This window comes from Thermomonas paludicola (assembly GCF_024498955.1).
In the GTDB taxonomy this organism is placed as follows: domain Bacteria; phylum Pseudomonadota; class Gammaproteobacteria; order Xanthomonadales; family Xanthomonadaceae; genus Thermomonas; species Thermomonas paludicola.
In genome coordinates this window covers 739,360-757,618 of sequence record NZ_CP093311.1, presented here as the reverse complement: position 1 = coordinate 757,618, position 18,259 = coordinate 739,360, and the positions used below count along the sequence as shown (strand labels likewise).

The window sequence follows — 18,259 nt, the reverse complement described above, 5'->3', positions numbered from 1 at the left end:
GCTCATTCGTCCCGTCGCCGGCGCGCCAGCTGATCCCGGTCCAGCTGCAACAGATAGCGGAACAGCTTGCGTTGCGCGGCCGGGGCAAGATCGACGAATTCGCAGCCAGCTTGCGTGGCATCGTAGCCAAGGCTGCCACGGGCAAGCACGTGGCGAACCTGCAGGCTCACTTCCACCTCGCCGATGTCCGGCAGCTCGATCCGGCAACCGGCAAGCACGTCGCCAACGGCAAACTTCACGGCCGAGCGGGTGGCGACGATCGCCAGCCCGCCGCCGCCGATGTCGCGGATCGTGGCTTCAACCTCCGTGTCCTCCGCCAAGCGCAGGAAGCACACCAATCCACCCGGCGGCGGCTCGCGGCGCATGAACTCGCGCCGCTGCAGGTAGAGCATCCGTACCGGGATGGGCAGCCGCAATGCGGGCCGCCCTTCATGGCTGTCCAGCCAGCCCGGGTTGCAGGAAAACCGCAGCGCGGCACGGTCCAGGCTTCCTTCAAAGCGCAGGTGATGCGCACTCAGCCAGGCATCCAGCAGCGCCCGGTTGGTGGGCACATCGACCCACAACGAGGTCGCGTCCACCTGCAGAAGCATTGTGGACATGCTGTCCTGGCTGCCATCCGCGCGCGCCGTTAACGCGCAGTTGGCCGCTGCCAACCGCTGCAAGTGGTGGCGGATTTCGCCTGCATCCTCAATGAAAAACTTGTCGTAATAACCGTCCAAGTCAGCCAAATCCAATGCCGGTACTGGAGGCGCTTCGCTCATCATTCCAGCTTAACGGCTCGCGTGAGCTGCTGCTTGAAATTTCTCCGTCTGCAGGGCCATCGCCCGCCCTCTATTCGGCCGCATCGCCTGCCACCAGGCCAACGTTGCTGGAAGCCGCCTCGTAAACCCCGTGGTCCAGCAGGCCGGCCTCCTTGGCCACCAGCAGCGGCACCAGGATCTGCCCGGTGACGTTGGTCATGGTGCGCATCATGTCCAGCACGCGGTCGATGGCGTACAGGTAGCCGATCGCCTCCAGCGGCAACCCCGCCGCGCTCAGCACCACGGTGGCCATGATCACCGCCGTACCCGGCACGCCCGCGGTGCCGAAACTGCCCAGCACCGACGCCAGGGCGATGATCAGGTATTGCGACAATGACAGTTCGATGCCGGTGTATTGGGCGATGAACACCGCCGCCAGCGCCGGGTAGATCGCGCCGCAGCCGTCCATCTTGATGGTGGCGCCAAGCGGCACCGCGAACGCCGCGTAATCCTTGTCCACGCCGAGGTTGTGGGTGGCGCTGCGCAGCGAGACCGGCAGCGCTGCGAAACTGCTGGCCGCCACGAACCCCACCTCCATTGCCGGCGCCGCGCCACGGAAGAATTTCAGCGGATTCAGGCCGTGCGCCAGCAGCAGGCCGCTGTAAACGATGAGGATGTGGAACCCGCACGCCAGGTACAGCGCCACCACGAAGTTCAGCAACGGGCGCAGCTGCTCGAAGCCGTAGCCACCGACCAACGACGCGATCAGGCCGAAGGTGCCGAACGGCGTGAATTCCAGCACGTAACGGGTGACCTGGATCATCACGTCGCTGGCTTCGCCCACCAGCTTGCGCACGCCGGCGACCTTGTCACCCAGCTTGACCATCGAAAAGCCGACCAGTCCGGCAAAGAAGATCACCTGCAGCACCGTGCCACTGCGCGGCACCAGCACCTTGGTTCCATCCGCCAGCTTCGAGATCGCCGCCCCGCCCAGTGCCTGGAACGGGTTGGACGGCACCAGGTTGAGCAGCATGTCCAACGCGCCGGGCACGTCCTTTGGCGTGTAGTCGGCGGCGACTTTCAGCACGCCAACGCCAGTTCCCGGCTTGATCACCCAGCCGAACAGCAGGCCCACGCCCACCGCCAGCACCGCCGTCAGCGCAAACCACAGGAAGGTGCGCCCAGCCAGCGCCGCGATGGATTTCTGCCCGCTCAACGAGGCCACCGCGTTGATGACCGCGAAAAATACCAAGGGCACCGCGATCATCATGATCAGGGTGACGTAGAGATCGCCGATCGGGCCGAACCAGGTCTCGGCGTCCTTGCCGAATGCCCAGCCCGCCAGCGCGCCCAGTGCGAAGCCAAGGACCACGCGCTTCCAGAACTTGATGCGAAACCACCAGTCGAACATGCGGGCAATCCAGACAAGACCGACCGGCACGATAACCGAGCACCGGGGCCCGCGTCAGTGCCATGGCTGCAACGCTGACAGCCCGGGCGACGCTCCTATAATCCGCAGATGACCCGATTTCCCCACCACGCCGCCGTGCTTGCGCTGGCCTGCAGCTTGACGATCAGCGCCTGCGCCAGCCTCCCGCCCACCGCCACGCAGCCGGACCGGCGCACTGCCGGCCTGCACGTGGAGGTTCCCGCAGTGCAGCATCCGGCCGGCGAAACCCCGGCCTGGTGGTATCGCGTGGGCGCAGCCCAAGCCGCCGAACGCGGTGCGATGGGCGGCCACGCCAGGAACGTCATCGTGTTCCTGGGCGATGGCATGAGCCTGACCACGGTGGCGGCCGCGCGCATCCTCGAAGGCCAACGCAAGGGCGCCAGCGGCGAAGAGAACCTGCTGAGCTGGGAAACCTTCCCCGCCACCGCGTTCAGCAAGACCTACAACACCGACTCGCAGACGCCCGACTCGGCCGGCACCATGACCGCCATCACCACCGGCGTGAAGTCGCACATGGGCGCCATCGGCGTGTACGCCGGCAACAAGAACGACTGCACGGGCAGTCTTGGCAAGCAGGCGCTGACCTGGCTGGAACTGGCCGACGCCGCCGGCATGGCGTCCGGCATCGTCAGCACCGCCCGCGTCACCCACGCCACTCCGGCCGCCACCTACGCGCACGTGCCCAACCGCAACTGGGAAAGCGATGCGGGGTTGCCGCCGCAGGCCGCTGCCGCAGGCTGCAAGGACATCGCCCGCCAATTGATCGAGGCCACGCAATCCGGACGCGGCCCGTCCATCGTGCTCGGCGGCGGCCGCAAGGAATTCCTGACCACTGCCCAGGCCGATCCGCAGCAGCCGGACAAGCGCGGCCTGCGACAGGATGGCCGCGACCTGATTGCCGAGTGGCGGCACGCGCATCCGCAGGGCACCTATGCCACCGACGCCGCCCAGCTAGCCGCTGCGGCAAACGCGCCCAGCGTGCTTGGCCTGTTCAATTACGACCACATGCAATACGAGAACGACCGCACCGCCAATGGCGCGGTCGAGCCCTCCCTTGCCGAGATGACCCGCACGGCGATCACGCACCTGTCGCGCAGCCCGGGCGGCTACGTGCTGATGGTCGAAGGCGCGCGCATCGACATGGCCAACCATGAAGGCAATGCGTTCCGCGCGTTGAACGAAACCATCGCGTTTTCCGACGCCGTGCGCGTCGCGATGGAGGCAACGTCAGCGGATGACACCTTGATCCTGGTCACTGCCGACCACTCGCATACGCTCAACTTCGTCGGCTATCCGGCGCGCGGCAATCCGATCCTGGGCAAGGTGCGCGGCAGCAACAGCTTCGATGGCCAGCCAGGCAGCCTGGCACTGGACCTGGCCGGCCTGCCCTATACCACCCTCGGCTATGCCAACGGCCCGGGCAACACTGGCGCCACCGATGCCCAACCCGCCGGCAGCAAGCGCTACCCGCATTGGCCCAAAAAGCAGCTGGCAGCGGCCAGTGGCCGCCCCGACCTGACCCAGGTCGATACCACCGCTCCCGACTACCTGCAGGAAGCGCTGGTGCCGCTCGGCGGCGAAAGCCACGGTGGCGACGATGTCGGCATCTGGGCGCGTGGGCCGGGCAGCGAGGCGGTGCGCGGCACGCTGGAGCAGAACGCCATCTTCCACATCATCGTGCAGGCCACGCCGCGCCTGCGCGCGACGCTATGCGGAAAACACCTGTGCGATGCCCATGGCGTGCCGGTGGACCTGCCGACACTCAGGGAATTCGTGACCCATTGACTGCGGCAGTCACCGCGTGCAGCAACTGGGCGCGCAGCCGCAGCCCGGATCCTTGACGATCGCCACGCGCCCGGGGCCAGGCTTGCGCGCACGCACGAACCCGCTGGCGAACTTGCCGTCCACCTGCCGTGCCAACGCCTGCAGGTCGGCGCTTTCGTTGGCGAGGAACTCGCGCGCATCCTCCACCGAATACACACGGGTCACTTCGATCTCCGCGGCCTCAAACCCCGCCGCCGCCAGCTTGGCCAAATACTCGGTGTCCTGCAGCGCACCGGCCACGCAGCCGATCCACAAGTCCATGTTGTGCCGGATCGCATCGGGCACGTCACCGCGCACCACCACGTCCGACACCGCGAAACGGCCGCCCGGCTTCAACACCCGGAACGCCTCACTGAGGACACGATCCTTGTCGCCGGACAGGTTGATCACGCAATTGGAAATGATCACGTCCACCGAATTGGACGGCAGCGGGATGTTCTCGATCTCGCCCTTGAGGAAATGCACGTTGGAAAGCCCGCTTTTGCGCTTGTTCTCGTCGGCCAGCGCCAGCATCTGATCGGTCATGTCCAGGCCGAACGCCATGCCGGTGGGCCCCACCCGACGGGCCGACAGCAACACGTCGATGCCGCCGCCAGAACCCAGGTCCAGCACGGTTTCGCCTTCCTGCAGCTCAGCCAGCGCGGTCGGGTTGCCGCAGCCCAGCGACGCCAGCATCGCTTCTGCCGGCACGTTTGCCGCCTGCGCCGCGTCGTACAGGTTCGAGGTGATCGGGTCGCACTGTCCCAACGCCGCGGCCGCACCGCCGCAACAGGCATTCGCACCCCCGCGCGTCACGCGCTCGGCAGCGGCACCGTAGCGCGTCTTCACCACGTCTTTCACATCCATATCTGCGTTCATCAGGGTTCTCCGGGAGTCAGGAACAGCACACGACGCGCCCGGGCTCCACCGCCTTGCTGCGGGTGCAGCACTCCGCGTAGAGAAACCCGAGCAATTCTTCCAGGCCGGTCGCGTTGACCCTGCAGCGAAGGCAAGTGCCCTCGCGCTGCACGCTGACCAGGCCTTCGTTCTTCAACTTGTCCAGATGATGGGACAACGTGGAATTGGCGATTCCCAATTCGGCGGCGATGTCGCCCACCACCAGCCCCTCCGGATGCGCCGCCAGCAGCAGGCGCACGATGTTCAAGCGCGGCTCGCTGCCCATCGCCGCCAGCATGCGGGCAAAGCGCGCGGCGGCCTGGCTGTCGCGTTTGGCGCTCATTTCGGCATCGCTACAATTTCCATATTTCTACAATAATAGAAATATTGGTCGACATCAAGCACCCTCCAGGCACGGCGACCCGCTCGCCCGGTCTTGTCCCCTCCCGCTCAATCCATCAAAACGGCTTGGCCAGTACCAGCCAGACGATCATCACCAGCAGCGGCAGCGGCAGTTCGTTGAACCAGCGCAGCGCGGTCGCCGATGGCAGGGGCTTGCCGGCATCCGCACGTTTCAGCTTGCGCCCGCTGACGATGTAATACGCAAACAACGCCACTACCAGCGCCAGCTTGGCGTGCAGCCACGCGCCGCTGATGTGGAAATACAGCCACAGCAGCAGTCCAAGCACGAAGGCGATGCCGAACATCACATGGCCGAAGCGGTACAGCCGCTGCCCCATCAGCACCAATCGCGCGCGCACCGCAGGCTGGTCGCCGGCTTCGGCGATGTTGACCAGGATGCGCGGCAGATAGAACACCGATGCCATCCAGGCGATCACGAACACGACATGGAAGGTCTTGGTGAGCAGATAGGCCATGGATTGCGCTCGTCCACGCGGAATGAAGCCATTAGGATGCCACGATGGACAAACAGTACGACCGCGCGTATTTCGACCGCTGGTATCGCCGCGGCGGCATCGGCCACGCGGCACGCCTGGCGCGCAAGGTGGCGCTGGCCGTGGCCACCGCCGAATACCATCTGGAACGACCCCTCCGCAGCGTGCTGGACATCGGCTGCGGCGAAGGCGCATGGCGCGCACCGCTGCGCAAGCTCAGGCCAAATGTCCATTACATCGGCTTCGATTCCAGCGCCTACGCCATCGCGCGCTATGGCCGCAGCCGCAATCTGCATCTGGCCCCGTTTGGCGAGTTCCAGCACCTGCGCCCTTGCCCGCCGGTCGATCTGCTGATCTGCAGCGACGTCCTGCACTACCTGCCCACCCGCGAACTGGATCGCGGCCTGCCGGCGCTGGCCGACCTGTGCGGCGGCGTGGCGTTCATCGAGGTGTTCACCCGCGGCGACGGTGCCGAGGGCGACGAACACGAGTTCAAGCAGCGCAGCGCCGCCTTCTACCGAGAGCGCCTGCGCGCGCTCGGCCTGCACCCGCTGGGCTCGCACTGTTGGCTCGCGCCGGCACGGGTGCCGCAGGCAGCCGCGCTGGAGCTGCCGGGCTGAGGCGACGAATCGCGACGGCCGTCACGGTCTGCCGGAAGCGATGCGCTATGCTGCATTGCCGCAAAATTTGGTTGACACACGACGATGTTGCTGTACCAGCTGCACGAATTCTGGCGCGCTGGCGTTGCGCCCTACGCCTATTGGGCCGACGCCGGCGCCAAGATGTATTCCGCCCACGACAGCTGGCTTGCCGCGCTGCCGGGCGCGCAGCGCACGTCTGCCTCGTTCGAGCTGCTGTACCGGCTTGGCAAGGACTACGAAAAACCGGAATTCGGCATCCACCAGATCGACGTGGAAGGCCTGTCGATCCCGGTAGTGGAACGCGTGGCGCTGGAAAAGCCCTTTTGCCGGCTGCTGCGCTTCAAGCGCTATCACGACCAGGCCGATGGCCTGGCGCGGATGAAGGACGACCCCACCGTGCTGGTGGTGGCGCCACTGTCCGGCCACCACGCTACCCTGCTGCGCGACACCGTGCGCACCCTGCTGGCCGACCACAAGGTCTTCATCACCGACTGGGCCGACGCGCGCATGGTGCCGGCCGGCGAAGGCCCGTTCACGCTGGACGACTACATCGGCTGCGTGCAGGAGTTCATCCGCCATATCGGCGCCGACAACCTGCACGTGATCAGCGTCTGCCAGCCCACCGTGCCGGTATTGGCCGCGATCTCGCTGATGGCCGCGCGCGGCGAGCCGGTTCCGCGCTCGATGACGATGATGGGCGGGCCGATCGATACCCGCGAATCGCCCACGGCGGTGAACAGCCTGGCGACCCGCCAGCCGCTGTGGTGGTTCGAAAGCAACGTCATCCACGTCGTGCCGGCCAACTATCCGGGTGCCGGGCGCCGGGTTTATCCCGGCTTCCTGCAGCACATGGGGTTCATGGCGATGAATCCGGAGCGGCACGGCATGTCGCACTGGGACTTCTATCAGGACCTGGTGAAAGGCGACCTCAGCTCGGCGGCGTCGCATCGCAAGTTCTACGACGAATACAACGCGGTGCTGGACATGCCGGCGGAGTACTACCTGGACACCATTCGCGTGGTCTTCCAACAGCAGCTGCTCCCGCGCGGCGAATGGGACGTCGCCGGCGAGCGGGTCGATCCGTCGCGGATTCGGGACTGCGCGTTGTTCACCATCGAAGGCGAGCTGGACGACATCTCCGGGCAGGGCCAGACCCGCGCCGCGCACAAGCTGTGCACCGGGATCCCGGATGCCGACAAGAACCACCTCACGGTGGAAGGCGCCGGCCACTACGGCATCTTCAGCGGCCGCCGCTGGCGCACGCAGGTGTATCCGCAGGTGCGCGCCTTCATCGCGTCTCACGCGGGCAAGGCACGCTGACCTGCTCGCCCCACGGCGCTATGCTCACGGCTTCGAATCCGGAGCCAACCTCATGCGTCGTGGACTGCTTGCCGCCGCCCTGCTCACCCTGCTGGGTGCCAACCTGCATGCGCAAGACGCAGCGCAGCCGCCGAAGCATCGCTCGGCACAGGAGATCATCGACGCCGCGCCGGCCAGTGCGTGGCGCGACCTCGACCCGGACAACACGCTGTACATGGAGCTGCCGGGCGGGCGGGTGATCATCGAACTGGCACCGGGCTTTGCGCCCGAGCACGTGGCCAACATCAAGACCATGGCCCGTGGCGGATTCTGGGACGGGCTGACCGTCTATCGCGTGCAGGACAATTTCGTGGTGCAGTTCGGCGATGCCGAAGGCGAAGAAGCCGGCAAGGCCAAGCCCTATCCCGCCGGCACCAAGACCCACCTGCCCGCAGAATTCGCCCGCAGCGACAAGGGCGTGCGCTTCGACCGCCTGCCCGACGTGGATGGCTGGGCGCCGCAGGTCGGCTTCGTGGACGGTTTCCCCGCCGGGCATGACCCCAGAACCGGCAAACTGTGGATGGCGCACTGCTATGGCGTGCTCGGCGCCGGCCGCAACACCCCGCCCGACAGCAGCATCGGCGCCGAGTTGTATGTCGTCATCGGCCAGGCCCCGCGCGCGCTGGATCACCAACTCACCGTGGTCGGGCGCGTGCTCAAGGGCATGGAACTGCTCAGCGTGATGCCGCGCGGCCCGGCGCCAATGGGCTTCTACGAGAAACCCGAACAGCGCTCGCCGATCCTCTCCATCAAGCTGGCCAGCAGCGTGCCCGCCGAGCAGCGCACCCCGCTGCAGCTGCTGCGCACCGACAGCCGGGCGTTCATCGATGCCACCGAGGCGCGCCGCAACCGGGTCGATGACTTCTACACCCAGCCGGCCGGCCATATCGACCTGTGCAACGTCAGCCTGCCGGTACGCACGCCGCCCGTGAAATAAGCCGCCACTTCGCGCCCAAAATGAAGGCCGCCATTGGCGGCCTTCATCCTTCAAGCGCTGCAGCCCCGCCTCAGAACTCCTTGCTGAAGCGCACACCCAGCGTGCGCGGCTGCGCGATCACCGTGTACGGTTCGGCGCCGCAGGTCAGCGCGGCGCACTGGGCGAAGCGGCTCATCTGCGCGCGCTCGTCGAACGCGTTCTTCAGGAATACGTCCACCGACCAGCTGTCCTTGCGCCAGCCGGCCGACAGATCGACCAGGGTATAGGCATCCAGATAACCCAGCAGCGCAGTTTCGGCGTTACGCATGTCAACGCGACGCTTGCCGGCATGCGACAGCGACGCCTGCCAGTAAGCCTCACCCGAGCCGAGATCGAAGGTGTAACGGGCGTTCAATGCCCCCTTGAATTTCGGCGTGATCGGCAATGATGTTCCCGACGGCGCCTGCGGGCCCGTGACGACGTTGCCATTGGGATCCAGCGTGCCGGCCGGGCACACGGTTTCCGACGTGCCGTCCGGCTTCAGCCATCCGCAGAAATTCTCGGTCAGCTTGGCGTCGTACCACGCAAAACTGCCGTTGATCTGCAGGTTGTAGGTGGCGGCCCAGCTCATGTCCAGTTCCAGGCCATCAATCCGCGCCTGATTGGCGTTGCGGATCTCGGTCAGGCCGTTCTGGCCAAGATAGGAGAACTGGAAGTCCTTCCAGTCCTCGCGGAACAGCGCGCCGTTGAAGGTCAGGGTATCGTTTGCCCAGGAGGTCTTCCAACCCAGCTCGTAGTTGGTCAGGAAGTCGGACACGTAGGGCGGCAGCGTGCCGCGCCGGTTGATGCCGCCCGGGCGATAGCCCTGTGACCACGTGGCATAGACCAGCCGCTTGTCGTCGATCTTCCAGGTGGCATTGAGCCGGTAGGTGGCATCGCTTTCCTTGACGCCTTTGTCCACCACCACGCACGGTGCGCCCTCGAAGGACACCCAGTTTGCCGGTGCGCCGTACTGCGCCAGGCAACCGGCTTCGCCATAGCGATCCACCGGATCCAGACTGCTGCCCGAGGAATAGCCGTTGGCGAAGCCGAAGTACCCCTTGAGGCTGTTGCTGGATTTGAACCAGCGCCCACCGGCGGTCAGCTCCAGCCGGTCGGTGGCGTCGAAGCTGACCTGCCCGAAGATCGCCTGGTCACGGTCGCGGCGAACCTGCTGGGTCAGCCAAAGCGTGTCCGGCCAGCCGGTGACGGACAGTGGATCAGCCAGATTGTCCACGCGATAGCGCTGGTGGATCTGGTGCTCCTGCTCCTGCCAGAACAGTCCGGCCACCACCCGCACGCGGTTGTCCTGCGGCGATGCGATGCGCAGTTCATGACTGGTCCGGGTGTAGCCGTCGGTCGCCTGGATGTATTGCGCCGGGTTGATCAGCGCGCCGTTGTCGTCATAGAAAGACGCGCCATAGCCGGCGATGGCGTCATACCAATAGCCATAGTCGCTGTAGTCGGACTCGGAATCGACGTCGCGCTTGAGGTGCGAGAACACGTAGGTCAGGTCGAAGTTGCCAACCTTGCCTTCCAGCGTCATCGCCGCCTGATACCAGCGGTCATCCGACGATTCCGGATAGAAGTGCTTGACCGCCATGTCGCCGGTGGACGGGTCGTAGCCGGCCGCCGCGCTGCCGACCTGCGGGTCGATGCCGGCGCTGCCGTAAGCCTTCTGCTTCTGCGCAATGATCTGCGGGGTCAGCGTCCAGCGATCATTGATGTCCCAGCGCAGCGCGCCGCGGATACCGGCGGTATCGGCGGTGTTGTAGTTCTTCTCGGCCAGGTTGCCGTTGTCGTCCACGATGCCGGAGGTGGGATACGTGCGAGTGCCGTGCAGGTTGTCCACGTAGCCGGCGTCGTGCTTCTGCCAACCGACCAGGCGCACGGCGGTACCGCTGTTGATGGGCAGGTTGACGAAGCCCTCCAGCACATGACCGATGCCACCGCCATCGATGGCGCTGCCCTCGATGGCAAAGCCTGCGGCATAGCCGGACGGATCCGGCTTCCTGGTGATGATGCGCACGGTACCGGCCTGCGAGCTGGCGCCGTACAGCGTGCCCTGCGGGCCCGCCAATGCCTCGACCCGGTCGATGTCGTACATGTGGATGTCGAGCGCGCCCTGGATGGTGGTGATGGGCTGCTCGTCCAGGTACATGCCCACGCTGGGCTGCGAGCCGGAGTGGTTGCCGTCGCCGCCGCTGGCGACGCCGCGCATGTAGACCTGCACGAAGCCCGGCCCGGAGAACACGCCGCCACCGGCGGTGCCGTAGCTCAGGCTGGGAATGAGTTTGGCGTAGTCGCTGAACGACGCCACGTTTTGCTGCTCAAGCTGGGTATTGCCCAGCACCTGCAGGCTGATCGGCACCTTCTGCAGGCTTTCCTCGCGCTTCTGCGCGGTCACCGTGACGGTATTGAGGGTGCGCGCCTCTTTGTCTTTCTGCGGCTGGGCCGGGGCGGCGTCCTGTGCCCAGACCGGGGCGGCAAAGGCCAGCGCCACGGCAGCGGCCAGCGGAAGCTTGCGGAAACCCTGGTACGGGCCATTCATGCGTTGTTTCTGTTTGCTTGCGTGCATCGCGGACTCCCCTCCGGTTGTGACATGGATCGAGTTGCATTGGCGCTGCGTCCCCCCTGGCCGCCTGCCCAATGACGCGCGTTCAGCGCCAGGCTGGCAACTCCGCGCGCGGTGGTACTGCCGGATAGTAATCCAGCACTGGCCCCAGCGCGTTCTTCAGCGGCCCCAGCCAGGCATCGAAGCGCCGCCACTGATCCAGTCCCTCGCGATAAATCGGGCGCCGCACCTGCTCGGAACTGGCGGTGCGCACGGCCCGGTCGTTTTCGAAGAAGCGCAGGCAGCGCGCGTCGAAAGGCAAGCCGCAATAGTCCAGCAGCGCGCGCACCTGTGCCTCGGTATCGGCCACCATGTCTTCGTAGATCACCCGATGCACCCGGCCGGGCAACACCTCGTCGAAATGCGCCATCAACGCCACGTAGTCGGCGTAATAGCTGCCCATGTCGGCCAAGTCGTAGCTGAACGCCTGGCCGCGCGCGAAATGCTGTTTGAAGTTGGAAAAGCAGCAGGCCAGCGGATGCCGGCGCGCGTCAATGATCTTCGCGTTCGGCAAGATCAAGTGCAGCAGGCCGAGATGGGCAAAATTGTTCGGCATCTTGTCGATGAACAGCGGCCGCCCCTCGCGCCGCTGCACGGCCGTGCGGCGCAGGTAGTCTTCGCCCAGTGCGGCCAGTTCGGCCCGGCCCAGTGCAGCCAGCACATCGTGATACGAGGTGGTCTCGGGATTGCCGTCGCGCTGGCGCAGCTCGCGGGTGATGGCAATGAGCGCCGGCAGCTCCATGGTCCCTTCCACCTGCAGGTGGCTGGAAAGAATCTGCTCGATCAGGGTGGAGCCGGCGCGCGGCATGCCGATCACGAAAATCGGATCCGGCGCGGGGCAGCCGCTGCCCTGGCGCTCGGACAGGAATTCACGGGTATAGGTGCGCATCGCGCGGCGGGTGCGCTCGCGGCCCAGCGCCGCGTCGTAAGGCAGCTGCTGGCGCCGCAGGGCATTGCCGCGCGCATAGTGCGCGAAGGCATCGGCAGCCTCGTCGGCATCTTCCAGTGCCTTGCCCAGCGCGAATTCGAACTGCAGGCGCTCTCCCGCTTCCAGATCGTGGCGCTCAAGCTGCTGGCGCATCGCGGCGATGTCGGCGGGATCGAACCGCACCGTTTTCAGGTTGGCCAGGCTCCACCACGCGCTGCCGAAACCGGGATTGAGCGCGATCGCCCGGCGGTAAGCCGCTACCGCGTCGGCCGTGCGATTGGCGGTCTTCAGTGCGTGCCCATAGCCCAGCCACACCTGCCACTGCCCCGGCGACTGCGCCAACACGCCTTCGTAGGTGGCAATGGCCGTATCGAATTCACCCAGCTTGCCCAACACCACCGCACGCATGTTGCGCAACCCGCGATTGCCGGCATCGCGTTCCAGCAGTTGGTCGATTTCAACCAGTGCCTCGGCGTGGCGATTGCTCCGGTTCAACAGCATCGCGTAGTTCTGGCGTGCGGCATCAAAGCCGGGCGCGCGCTCCAGCGCGGCATCCAGCAGGGCGATCGCCTCGTCGTTGCGTCCCAGCCGCGCTGCCAGCTCCGCCAGCATGCGCATCGCCACCACATCCCCCGGTTGGCGCCGCAGCCGGGCACGCAGGCGCGTTTCCGCTTCCGGCAGGCGCTGTTGCGCCAACGCATCGGCCGCCGCCATCAGTTCTGGATCGTGCGCGCTGTGGCGGGCGTGCTCCAGATAAGCCGCGTTGGCTCCCTCTTCATCCCCGCCAGAAAAGCGCAGTTCGGCCAGCGTCAGCCAGCCGCAGGGCAAGCCGGGCTGCAGGGCGATGGCGCGCTCCAGGCAGGGCACCGCCTGCGCGCCTGCACCTGCGCCCATCCGCGCGCGTGCCAGTTCCAGCCAGGCCCGTGCCGAGCCGGGCTGCGCCTGCACCAGCGGCTCGAGCACAGCCGCGGCCTGTGCGAAGTCGCCCAACGCATTGGCGGCCATTCCCGACAGCAGCTCCGCCGCAGGATGCCCGGGCGCGACTCTCAATATTTCACGCGCCTGCTCAGCGGCCAGCGCGGGCGCGTCATCCAGCAGCTGCAGCGCGTGCGCCAACGCAGCCTCCACGCTGGCGGCAGGTTCGGCGGCCCTTGTCCCCATGTCTTCCAAGCTGCATTCCTTACGTCGCGGAACCCCGGCCAGCCAGCTGGCCCCCTGATGACCGCGCCACGCCCGCGTGATCGTGACGTCCGGCATGTTGCCATGCCAAAACAATTCGCACATTGTGAGAACTTGTGCCCGCCACTGCTGGATCCATCATGCACCCTGCCCGCGTCGCAGCCGCCTTGTCTTCCCTGCTTGCATTGGCGGTGGTTCCCGCCTTCGCCAAAGTCCCGGCATCAGCCCCGCTGCCAGCCGCCGCCTGCAGCGCGGTCCCGCTGGCCGGGCGCGACGCCGGCGCGGTGCGCGCGGCCAGCGCTGCCGATGCCTGGGGCGGGCCGCGCGCAGCCAACGCGCCCACCTTGTCCGATCGCGTGGTGACCTATTCCATCGATGCCGAGCTGGATCCGGTCAAGCACACCGTGACGGGCAAGCAGCAGCTGACCTGGCGCAACCGCAGCGCGCAGCCCGTCTGCAGCGTGTACCTGCACCTGTATCTCAATGGGTTCGATGGCGCCGGCAGCACCTTCATGACCGAGCAGCGGGCCAGCGAGCAGGGTTTCCGCAGCAATGTCGCCACCAAGGACGGCGAATACGGCTTCATTCGGCTGGACAAGGTGCAACAGGGCGGCGCAGCAGCGAAGTGGAGCTTCGTGCAGCCCGACGGCGGCCCGAAAACCGACCGCAGCGTGATCCGCATCGACCTGCCGCAACCGGTGGCCGCAGGCGCCAGCACGACGCTCGACATCGGCTTCTTCGACCAACTCCCGCGCGTGGTTGCACGTACCGGCTACTACGGCAGCTTCCACCTGGTCGGCCAGTGGTTCCCGAAAATCGGCGTGCTGGAACTGCCCGGCGAGCGTGGCGCCACCGCGCCGCGCTGGAACGCCCACGAATTCCACCTGCACAGCGAGTTCTACGCCGACTACGGTCGCTATGACGTGCGCATCACCGTGCCCAAGGGCTATACCGTGGGCGCCACCGGCCAGTTGACCGGCGCACCGGCCGAAAACGCCGGCAAGGTGACCCATCATTACGTGCAGGACGACGTGCACGATTTCGCCTGGACCGCCGACAAGCGCTACGCCAAGCCACTGGTGAAGACCTGGAACGGGCCGCTGGGGCCGGTTGAAGTGAAGGTGCTGTACCACCCCGAATACGCCAGCAACGCCGAACCGGTGGCGCAGGCCACCATCGATTCGCTGGCCTATTTCTCGAAGACACTCGGCCCCTACCCCTACAAGACCGCAACCGCAGTGGTGCCGCCCTACGGCGCCGACGAAGCCGGCGGCATGGAGTACCCGACCTTCTTCACCGCCGACAGCACCACCATGGTGGAACCGGGCAGCATCGGCCGCTTCATGCTCGATTTCGTGACCGTGCACGAATTCGGCCACGGTTATTTCTACGGCATCCTCGGTTCCAACGAATTTGAAGAGCCCATGCTCGACGAGGGCATGAACGAGTACTGGGATCAGCGGATGATGTCCTCGCGCAAGCAGGATCTCGCGCTGGAGCGCCCGTGGACGCGCAAGCTCGGCATCGGCGCACGCATCACCCCGTTCGACATGGAACGCCTTGGCGCCTCGCTGGCCGACCCGGCCGATCCGCTGGGCCGCAATTCCTGGACGCGGCTGTCCAGCGGCAGCTACGGCACCGTGTATTCGCGCACCGCCACCGCCATGCGCCAGATCGAGGCGCTGGTGGGCACCCCCGCCATGGAACGGGCGATGAAGCTGTATTACGAACGCTGGAAGTTCCGCCATCCCGGGCTGGCCGACCTGCGTGACGCGCTGGCCGAGGGCACCGGCAAGCCGGGGATCGTCAACGCCGCGTTCGACGCCTACATCTACGGCACCGGGCGCACCGATGACCGCATCGCGAGCCTGACCAGCCACGAAGTGTTGCCGCTGCCGGGTTACGTGGATTACCAGGGCAAGCAGGTCCTGGTGGGCAGCCAGGCCATCGACAAGGCCATCGAGAAGCGTCGCAAGGCGTGGAAAAGCCAGCATCCTGACGCCAAGTTCGGGGAAGGCGCATTCCCCTACCGGACGGTGATCGTGGTTCGACGCGATGCCGTCAAGCCGCCGCAGACGCTGCGCATCACCTTCGCCGATGGCAGCCACCGCGACCTGCCGGTGACGTCGCAGGAGAGCTGGCAGCGCTTCGTGCTGGTTACCCGCTACAAGGCGGCATCGGCACAGCTCGACCCCGACAACCTGGTGCGGATGGACGCCAATCGACTCAACGACAGCTACACGCTGGAACCGCAGCCTTCGGCGGCACGCCGCTGGTTCGGTGACTTCACCTCGCTGCTGCAGTCCTTCCTCACCCTGCTGGCCACCGTCTGAGGCGCCCCCATGAATACCTCCATTCGCCCGCTGCGCGCCCGCACTTCCGTTCCCCGCGCCCTTGCCGGTGCCCTGCAATGGCGGCTGCTCCTGCTTTGGATCGTCGCCACGCTGTCGTGCGCGCTGATCGCCGCACTGCCGGCGTGGGGCTGGCTGGGCGACCAGCTCGACCATGCCATCCAGGCGCCGGCAATCGCCCATGGCCAGGCGCCGATGCTGCTGCTGGATGCCCTGATGGCGCGCAGCGCACCGCTGCCCGTGCTGGCCACCAACATCCAGGCCAGCGCACTGCTGATGCTGCTGGTGTCGCCACTGCTGGTGGGCGCCACCCTCGTGGCCGCACGCAGCCGCACCCCGCTCGGCTTCGGTGACCTGCTGCGCGGCGGCATCGGCGAATACGGCCCGATGCTGCGCCTGCTGCTGTGGTCGGTACTGCCGATGGGCGCCGCGCTGCTGGTCATGACCGCAGCCATCGGCTTCAACGACAAGGCGCACGAACACGCCATCCTCGCCGCCGACGTGACGCACGGGCGCGACATCGCCCTGCTGATTGGCGGCATCCTGCTCCTGCTGGCGCATGCCGGGGTGGAAGCAGGGCGCGGCTGGCTGGCCGCGGACGCACGCCTGCGCTCGGCGCTGAAGGCCTGGTGGCGCGGCATGCGGCTGCTGGCCAGGCGCCCCATCGCGGTGCTGTCCGCGTACCTGGTCCCCACCGCATGCAGCCTGTTGCTGGCCCTGCTGCTGTTGGCCCTGCGCCAGCGGGTGGATGCCACGGGAATGGGCGGCTTCCTGCTTGCACTCCTGCTGGGCTGCTGCATCGCCGGCGCGCTGGCCTGGGGCAAGGTGGCCCGGCTGTTCGCCCTGCGCGCATTGGCGGAGGACGCCCACAGCCGCCGCTGATCCGGCCGCTGGTTCACGCTAGACTGTACCCAGGGGCCATCATGGGGAAGTCAAGCGCGTGTCTTTTTTCGACCTGTTCAAACGCAAACGCCCTGCCGTCGCGCCTGTTCGCGAGGCAAGGACAGCCCATGTCCCGGCTGCCGAGCAGCCGGTTCTCGATGAGGCCGAGGAAGCGGCCCTGCACGCAGGCCGCGAACGCCGCGAGCGCGATCGGCGCAGCGCGCGACCCGGCACCCGGGTGCTGGTGATCGACGATTCGCCCACCATCGTCGCCCTGCTCAAACGCATGCTGCAGCAGAACCACTGCGACGTTCTGGTGGCCTATGACGGCGAAACCGGCATCGAAATCGCACGCCGCGAAGTTCCCGACCTGATCTTCCTGGACATCGTGCTGCCCGGCATCGACGGCTTCAACGCCCTGCGCACCCTGCGCCGCGACGTCGTCACCAAGGATGTTCCGATCATCATGATCAGCGGCAACGCACAGGCCACCGAGCAGTTCTACGTGCAGCGCATCGGCGCGGACGACTTCATGAAGAAGCCGTTCTCGCGCGCCGAGGTGTTCAGCCGCATTGCATCGGTGCTGGATGAAAACGGCATTCCACGGCACGCCAGCCGCAGCGGCCACCGCACTGAAGCCGCAGCCCAGGCAGCGCCACCGGCCTGATCAGCATCGCGGGCCCGCCATCCTGCGGAACGCCTCCCGACACAGGGGCCGATAGCGGCCCCCGTGCTGCCTGCGACATGCAGCGAAGTTACTGGGGAACCACGTCCACGCGCACCCGGATGCGATCGCCGGGGTTGTAGTCCATGCGCCGCGTGTAGCGCCGCCCGTTGTACTCGTAAGTCACGTCATAGGCACTGGCGCTGCCGGAATATCCGGAATATCCCGAGTATCCGCCGCGTACCGGCTCGGGATCGCAGACGCGCACCGTGCCGCCCCTGACGTAACGGTTTTGCTGGTTCTGGTCGTAGATCTCGCGCCCGGCCATCCCACCCAGCATCGAACCGACTGCCGTGGCGGCATAGGTGCCGCTGCCGCCGCCAACCTTGCTGCCCAACACGGCGCCCACGATGCCGCCGGCGATGGTGGCGACATTGCGCCCTGCCTCGCCACTGCGCGGGCGGCGACCATAATCGTCATACCCGCGGGAATAATAGCCATCACTTTCGTAACGGCCAGCGGTGGTACTGTCACGGCAGCGGCGCCCGTAGTCCGTTGCGTTGCGATAGCCTTCGTCCAGCACCGGATCCACGCGAATCACCCGCGCATAGTCGAAATAGCCTTCGCTGCCACCGTCGTTGGAATAGGCGTCGCCGTAACGATCGGCGCTGGACTGTGCGAATGCCGTGCTGCTGCCGGCGACAAGGCCCAGGACGAGCAGGCTGTTGATGAGACGCTTCATGGTCGAATCCCCGTCGCCGGGAAAGTGAGGTGGCCGGCGTGGAATCCACACTGCGACACGGCGCTTGACGCGTTGCTGAATGCGGGCGGCGCCAGCGTGCGCGTTAAGCAGCACGACAGCTTTCGGCTGGCCGCGCCGGCGCCATGTTGCGATGCACG

15 protein-coding genes are annotated in these 18,259 nt (G+C 66.6%); 7 read left to right on the top strand and 8 right to left on the bottom strand.

What is annotated here, in order from left to right; translation table 11 throughout:
• Positions 1 to 2: 2 nt before the first annotated feature.
• Positions 3 to 761, bottom strand: coding sequence for a flagellar brake protein (locus tag LIW09_RS03625; protein WP_256646607.1), 759 nt, complete (start codon positions 759 to 761; stop codon positions 3 to 5).
• Positions 762 to 831: 70 nt separating this feature from the next.
• The gene (locus LIW09_RS03620; protein ID WP_256646606.1) at positions 832 to 2,151 is read right to left on the bottom strand and encodes a dicarboxylate/amino acid:cation symporter; all 1,320 of its coding nucleotides are present in this window, start codon (positions 2,149 to 2,151) and stop codon (positions 832 to 834) included.
• A 108-nt stretch (positions 2,152 to 2,259) separates the two neighbouring features.
• On the opposite strand from LIW09_RS03620, the gene LIW09_RS03615 reads away from it, so the two are divergent.
• Positions 2,260 to 3,975: an alkaline phosphatase gene (locus LIW09_RS03615; protein WP_256646605.1), complete on the top strand. Its 1,716-nt coding sequence runs from the start codon at positions 2,260 to 2,262 to the stop codon at positions 3,973 to 3,975.
• A 9-nt stretch (positions 3,976 to 3,984) separates the two neighbouring features.
• Here LIW09_RS03615 and LIW09_RS03610 read toward each other — a convergent pair whose 3' ends face one another.
• The 3 genes from LIW09_RS03610 to LIW09_RS03600 all read right to left on the bottom strand — a co-directional run bounded on the left by LIW09_RS03610 (position 3,985) and on the right by LIW09_RS03600 (position 5,768).
• Positions 3,985 to 4,872, bottom strand: coding sequence for an arsenite methyltransferase (locus tag LIW09_RS03610; RefSeq protein ID WP_256646604.1), 888 nt, complete (start codon positions 4,870 to 4,872; stop codon positions 3,985 to 3,987).
• Positions 4,873 to 4,888: 16 nt separating this feature from the next.
• Positions 4,889 to 5,233: an ArsR/SmtB family transcription factor gene (locus LIW09_RS03605; protein WP_256646603.1), complete on the bottom strand. Its 345-nt coding sequence runs from the start codon at positions 5,231 to 5,233 to the stop codon at positions 4,889 to 4,891.
• 115 nt (positions 5,234 to 5,348) lie between these two features.
• The gene (locus LIW09_RS03600) at positions 5,349 to 5,768 is read right to left on the bottom strand and encodes a CopD family protein (RefSeq protein WP_256646602.1); all 420 of its coding nucleotides are present in this window, start codon (positions 5,766 to 5,768) and stop codon (positions 5,349 to 5,351) included.
• Positions 5,769 to 5,812: 44 nt separating this feature from the next.
• Here LIW09_RS03600 and LIW09_RS03595 point away from each other — a divergent pair, with 44 nt between their 5' ends.
• From LIW09_RS03595 to LIW09_RS03585, 3 genes are all read left to right on the top strand, one after another.
• Positions 5,813 to 6,406, top strand: a complete 594-nt coding sequence (locus tag LIW09_RS03595) for a class I SAM-dependent DNA methyltransferase (protein WP_256646601.1) — start codon at positions 5,813 to 5,815, stop codon at positions 6,404 to 6,406.
• An 87-nt stretch (positions 6,407 to 6,493) separates the two neighbouring features.
• The gene (locus LIW09_RS03590; RefSeq protein WP_256647136.1) at positions 6,494 to 7,747 is read left to right on the top strand and encodes a polyhydroxyalkanoate depolymerase; all 1,254 of its coding nucleotides are present in this window, start codon (positions 6,494 to 6,496) and stop codon (positions 7,745 to 7,747) included.
• Between the two features lie 52 nt (positions 7,748 to 7,799).
• Positions 7,800 to 8,723, top strand: coding sequence for a peptidylprolyl isomerase (locus LIW09_RS03585; protein ID WP_256646600.1), 924 nt, complete (start codon positions 7,800 to 7,802; stop codon positions 8,721 to 8,723).
• Positions 8,724 to 8,793: 70 nt separating this feature from the next.
• On the opposite strand, the gene LIW09_RS03580 is transcribed toward LIW09_RS03585, so the two are convergent.
• Positions 8,794 to 11,319, bottom strand: a complete 2,526-nt coding sequence (locus LIW09_RS03580; protein WP_256646599.1) for a TonB-dependent receptor — start codon at positions 11,317 to 11,319, stop codon at positions 8,794 to 8,796.
• 82 nt (positions 11,320 to 11,401) lie between these two features.
• Complete coding sequence (locus LIW09_RS03575) at positions 11,402 to 13,444, bottom strand: tetratricopeptide repeat-containing sulfotransferase family protein (protein ID WP_256646598.1); 2,043 nt, start codon at positions 13,442 to 13,444, stop codon at positions 11,402 to 11,404.
• A 158-nt stretch (positions 13,445 to 13,602) separates the two neighbouring features.
• On the opposite strand from LIW09_RS03575, the gene LIW09_RS03570 reads away from it, so the two are divergent.
• The 3 genes from LIW09_RS03570 (at position 13,603) to LIW09_RS03560 (ending at position 17,362) form a co-directional block, all read left to right on the top strand.
• On the top strand, positions 13,603 to 15,795 hold the full coding sequence (locus LIW09_RS03570; RefSeq protein WP_256646597.1) for a M1 family metallopeptidase: 2,193 nt from the start codon (positions 13,603 to 13,605) through the stop codon (positions 15,793 to 15,795).
• 9 nt (positions 15,796 to 15,804) lie between these two features.
• Entirely contained in the window at positions 15,805 to 16,695 is an 891-nt protein-coding gene (locus tag LIW09_RS03565; protein ID WP_256646596.1) for a hypothetical protein, read from the top strand.
• Positions 16,696 to 16,873: 178 nt separating this feature from the next.
• Positions 16,874 to 17,362, top strand: a complete 489-nt coding sequence (locus LIW09_RS03560) for a response regulator (RefSeq protein ID WP_256647135.1) — start codon at positions 16,874 to 16,876, stop codon at positions 17,360 to 17,362.
• Positions 17,363 to 17,450: 88 nt separating this feature from the next.
• Here LIW09_RS03560 and LIW09_RS03555 read toward each other — a convergent pair whose 3' ends face one another.
• The gene (locus LIW09_RS03555; protein ID WP_256646595.1) at positions 17,451 to 18,101 is read right to left on the bottom strand and encodes a glycine zipper 2TM domain-containing protein; all 651 of its coding nucleotides are present in this window, start codon (positions 18,099 to 18,101) and stop codon (positions 17,451 to 17,453) included.
• Between the last annotated feature and the right edge of the window lie 158 nt (positions 18,102 to 18,259).

What these genes read in the sequence shown, in the direction of transcription:
- LIW09_RS03625 (WP_256646607.1), bottom strand. Translation starts at nt 761, where the DNA reads ATGAGCGAAGCGCCTCCAGTACCGGCATTGGATTTGGCTGACTTGGAC.
- LIW09_RS03620 (WP_256646606.1), bottom strand. Translation starts at nt 2,151, where the DNA reads ATGTTCGACTGGTGGTTTCGCATCAAGTTCTGGAAGCGCGTGGTCCTT.
- LIW09_RS03615 (WP_256646605.1), top strand. Translation starts at nt 2,260, where the DNA reads ATGACCCGATTTCCCCACCACGCCGCCGTGCTTGCGCTGGCCTGCAGC.
- LIW09_RS03610 (WP_256646604.1), bottom strand. Translation starts at nt 4,872, where the DNA reads ATGAACGCAGATATGGATGTGAAAGACGTGGTGAAGACGCGCTACGGT.
- LIW09_RS03605 (WP_256646603.1), bottom strand. Translation starts at nt 5,233, where the DNA reads ATGAGCGCCAAACGCGACAGCCAGGCCGCCGCGCGCTTTGCCCGCATG.
- LIW09_RS03600 (WP_256646602.1), bottom strand. Translation starts at nt 5,768, where the DNA reads ATGGCCTATCTGCTCACCAAGACCTTCCATGTCGTGTTCGTGATCGCC.
- LIW09_RS03595 (WP_256646601.1), top strand. Translation starts at nt 5,813, where the DNA reads ATGGACAAACAGTACGACCGCGCGTATTTCGACCGCTGGTATCGCCGC.
- LIW09_RS03585 (WP_256646600.1), top strand. Translation starts at nt 7,800, where the DNA reads ATGCGTCGTGGACTGCTTGCCGCCGCCCTGCTCACCCTGCTGGGTGCC.
- LIW09_RS03580 (WP_256646599.1), bottom strand. Translation starts at nt 11,319, where the DNA reads ATGCACGCAAGCAAACAGAAACAACGCATGAATGGCCCGTACCAGGGT.
- LIW09_RS03575 (WP_256646598.1), bottom strand. Translation starts at nt 13,444, where the DNA reads ATGGGGACAAGGGCCGCCGAACCTGCCGCCAGCGTGGAGGCTGCGTTG.
- LIW09_RS03570 (WP_256646597.1), top strand. Translation starts at nt 13,603, where the DNA reads ATGCACCCTGCCCGCGTCGCAGCCGCCTTGTCTTCCCTGCTTGCATTG.
- LIW09_RS03565 (WP_256646596.1), top strand. Translation starts at nt 15,805, where the DNA reads ATGAATACCTCCATTCGCCCGCTGCGCGCCCGCACTTCCGTTCCCCGC.
- LIW09_RS03555 (WP_256646595.1), bottom strand. Translation starts at nt 18,101, where the DNA reads ATGAAGCGTCTCATCAACAGCCTGCTCGTCCTGGGCCTTGTCGCCGGC.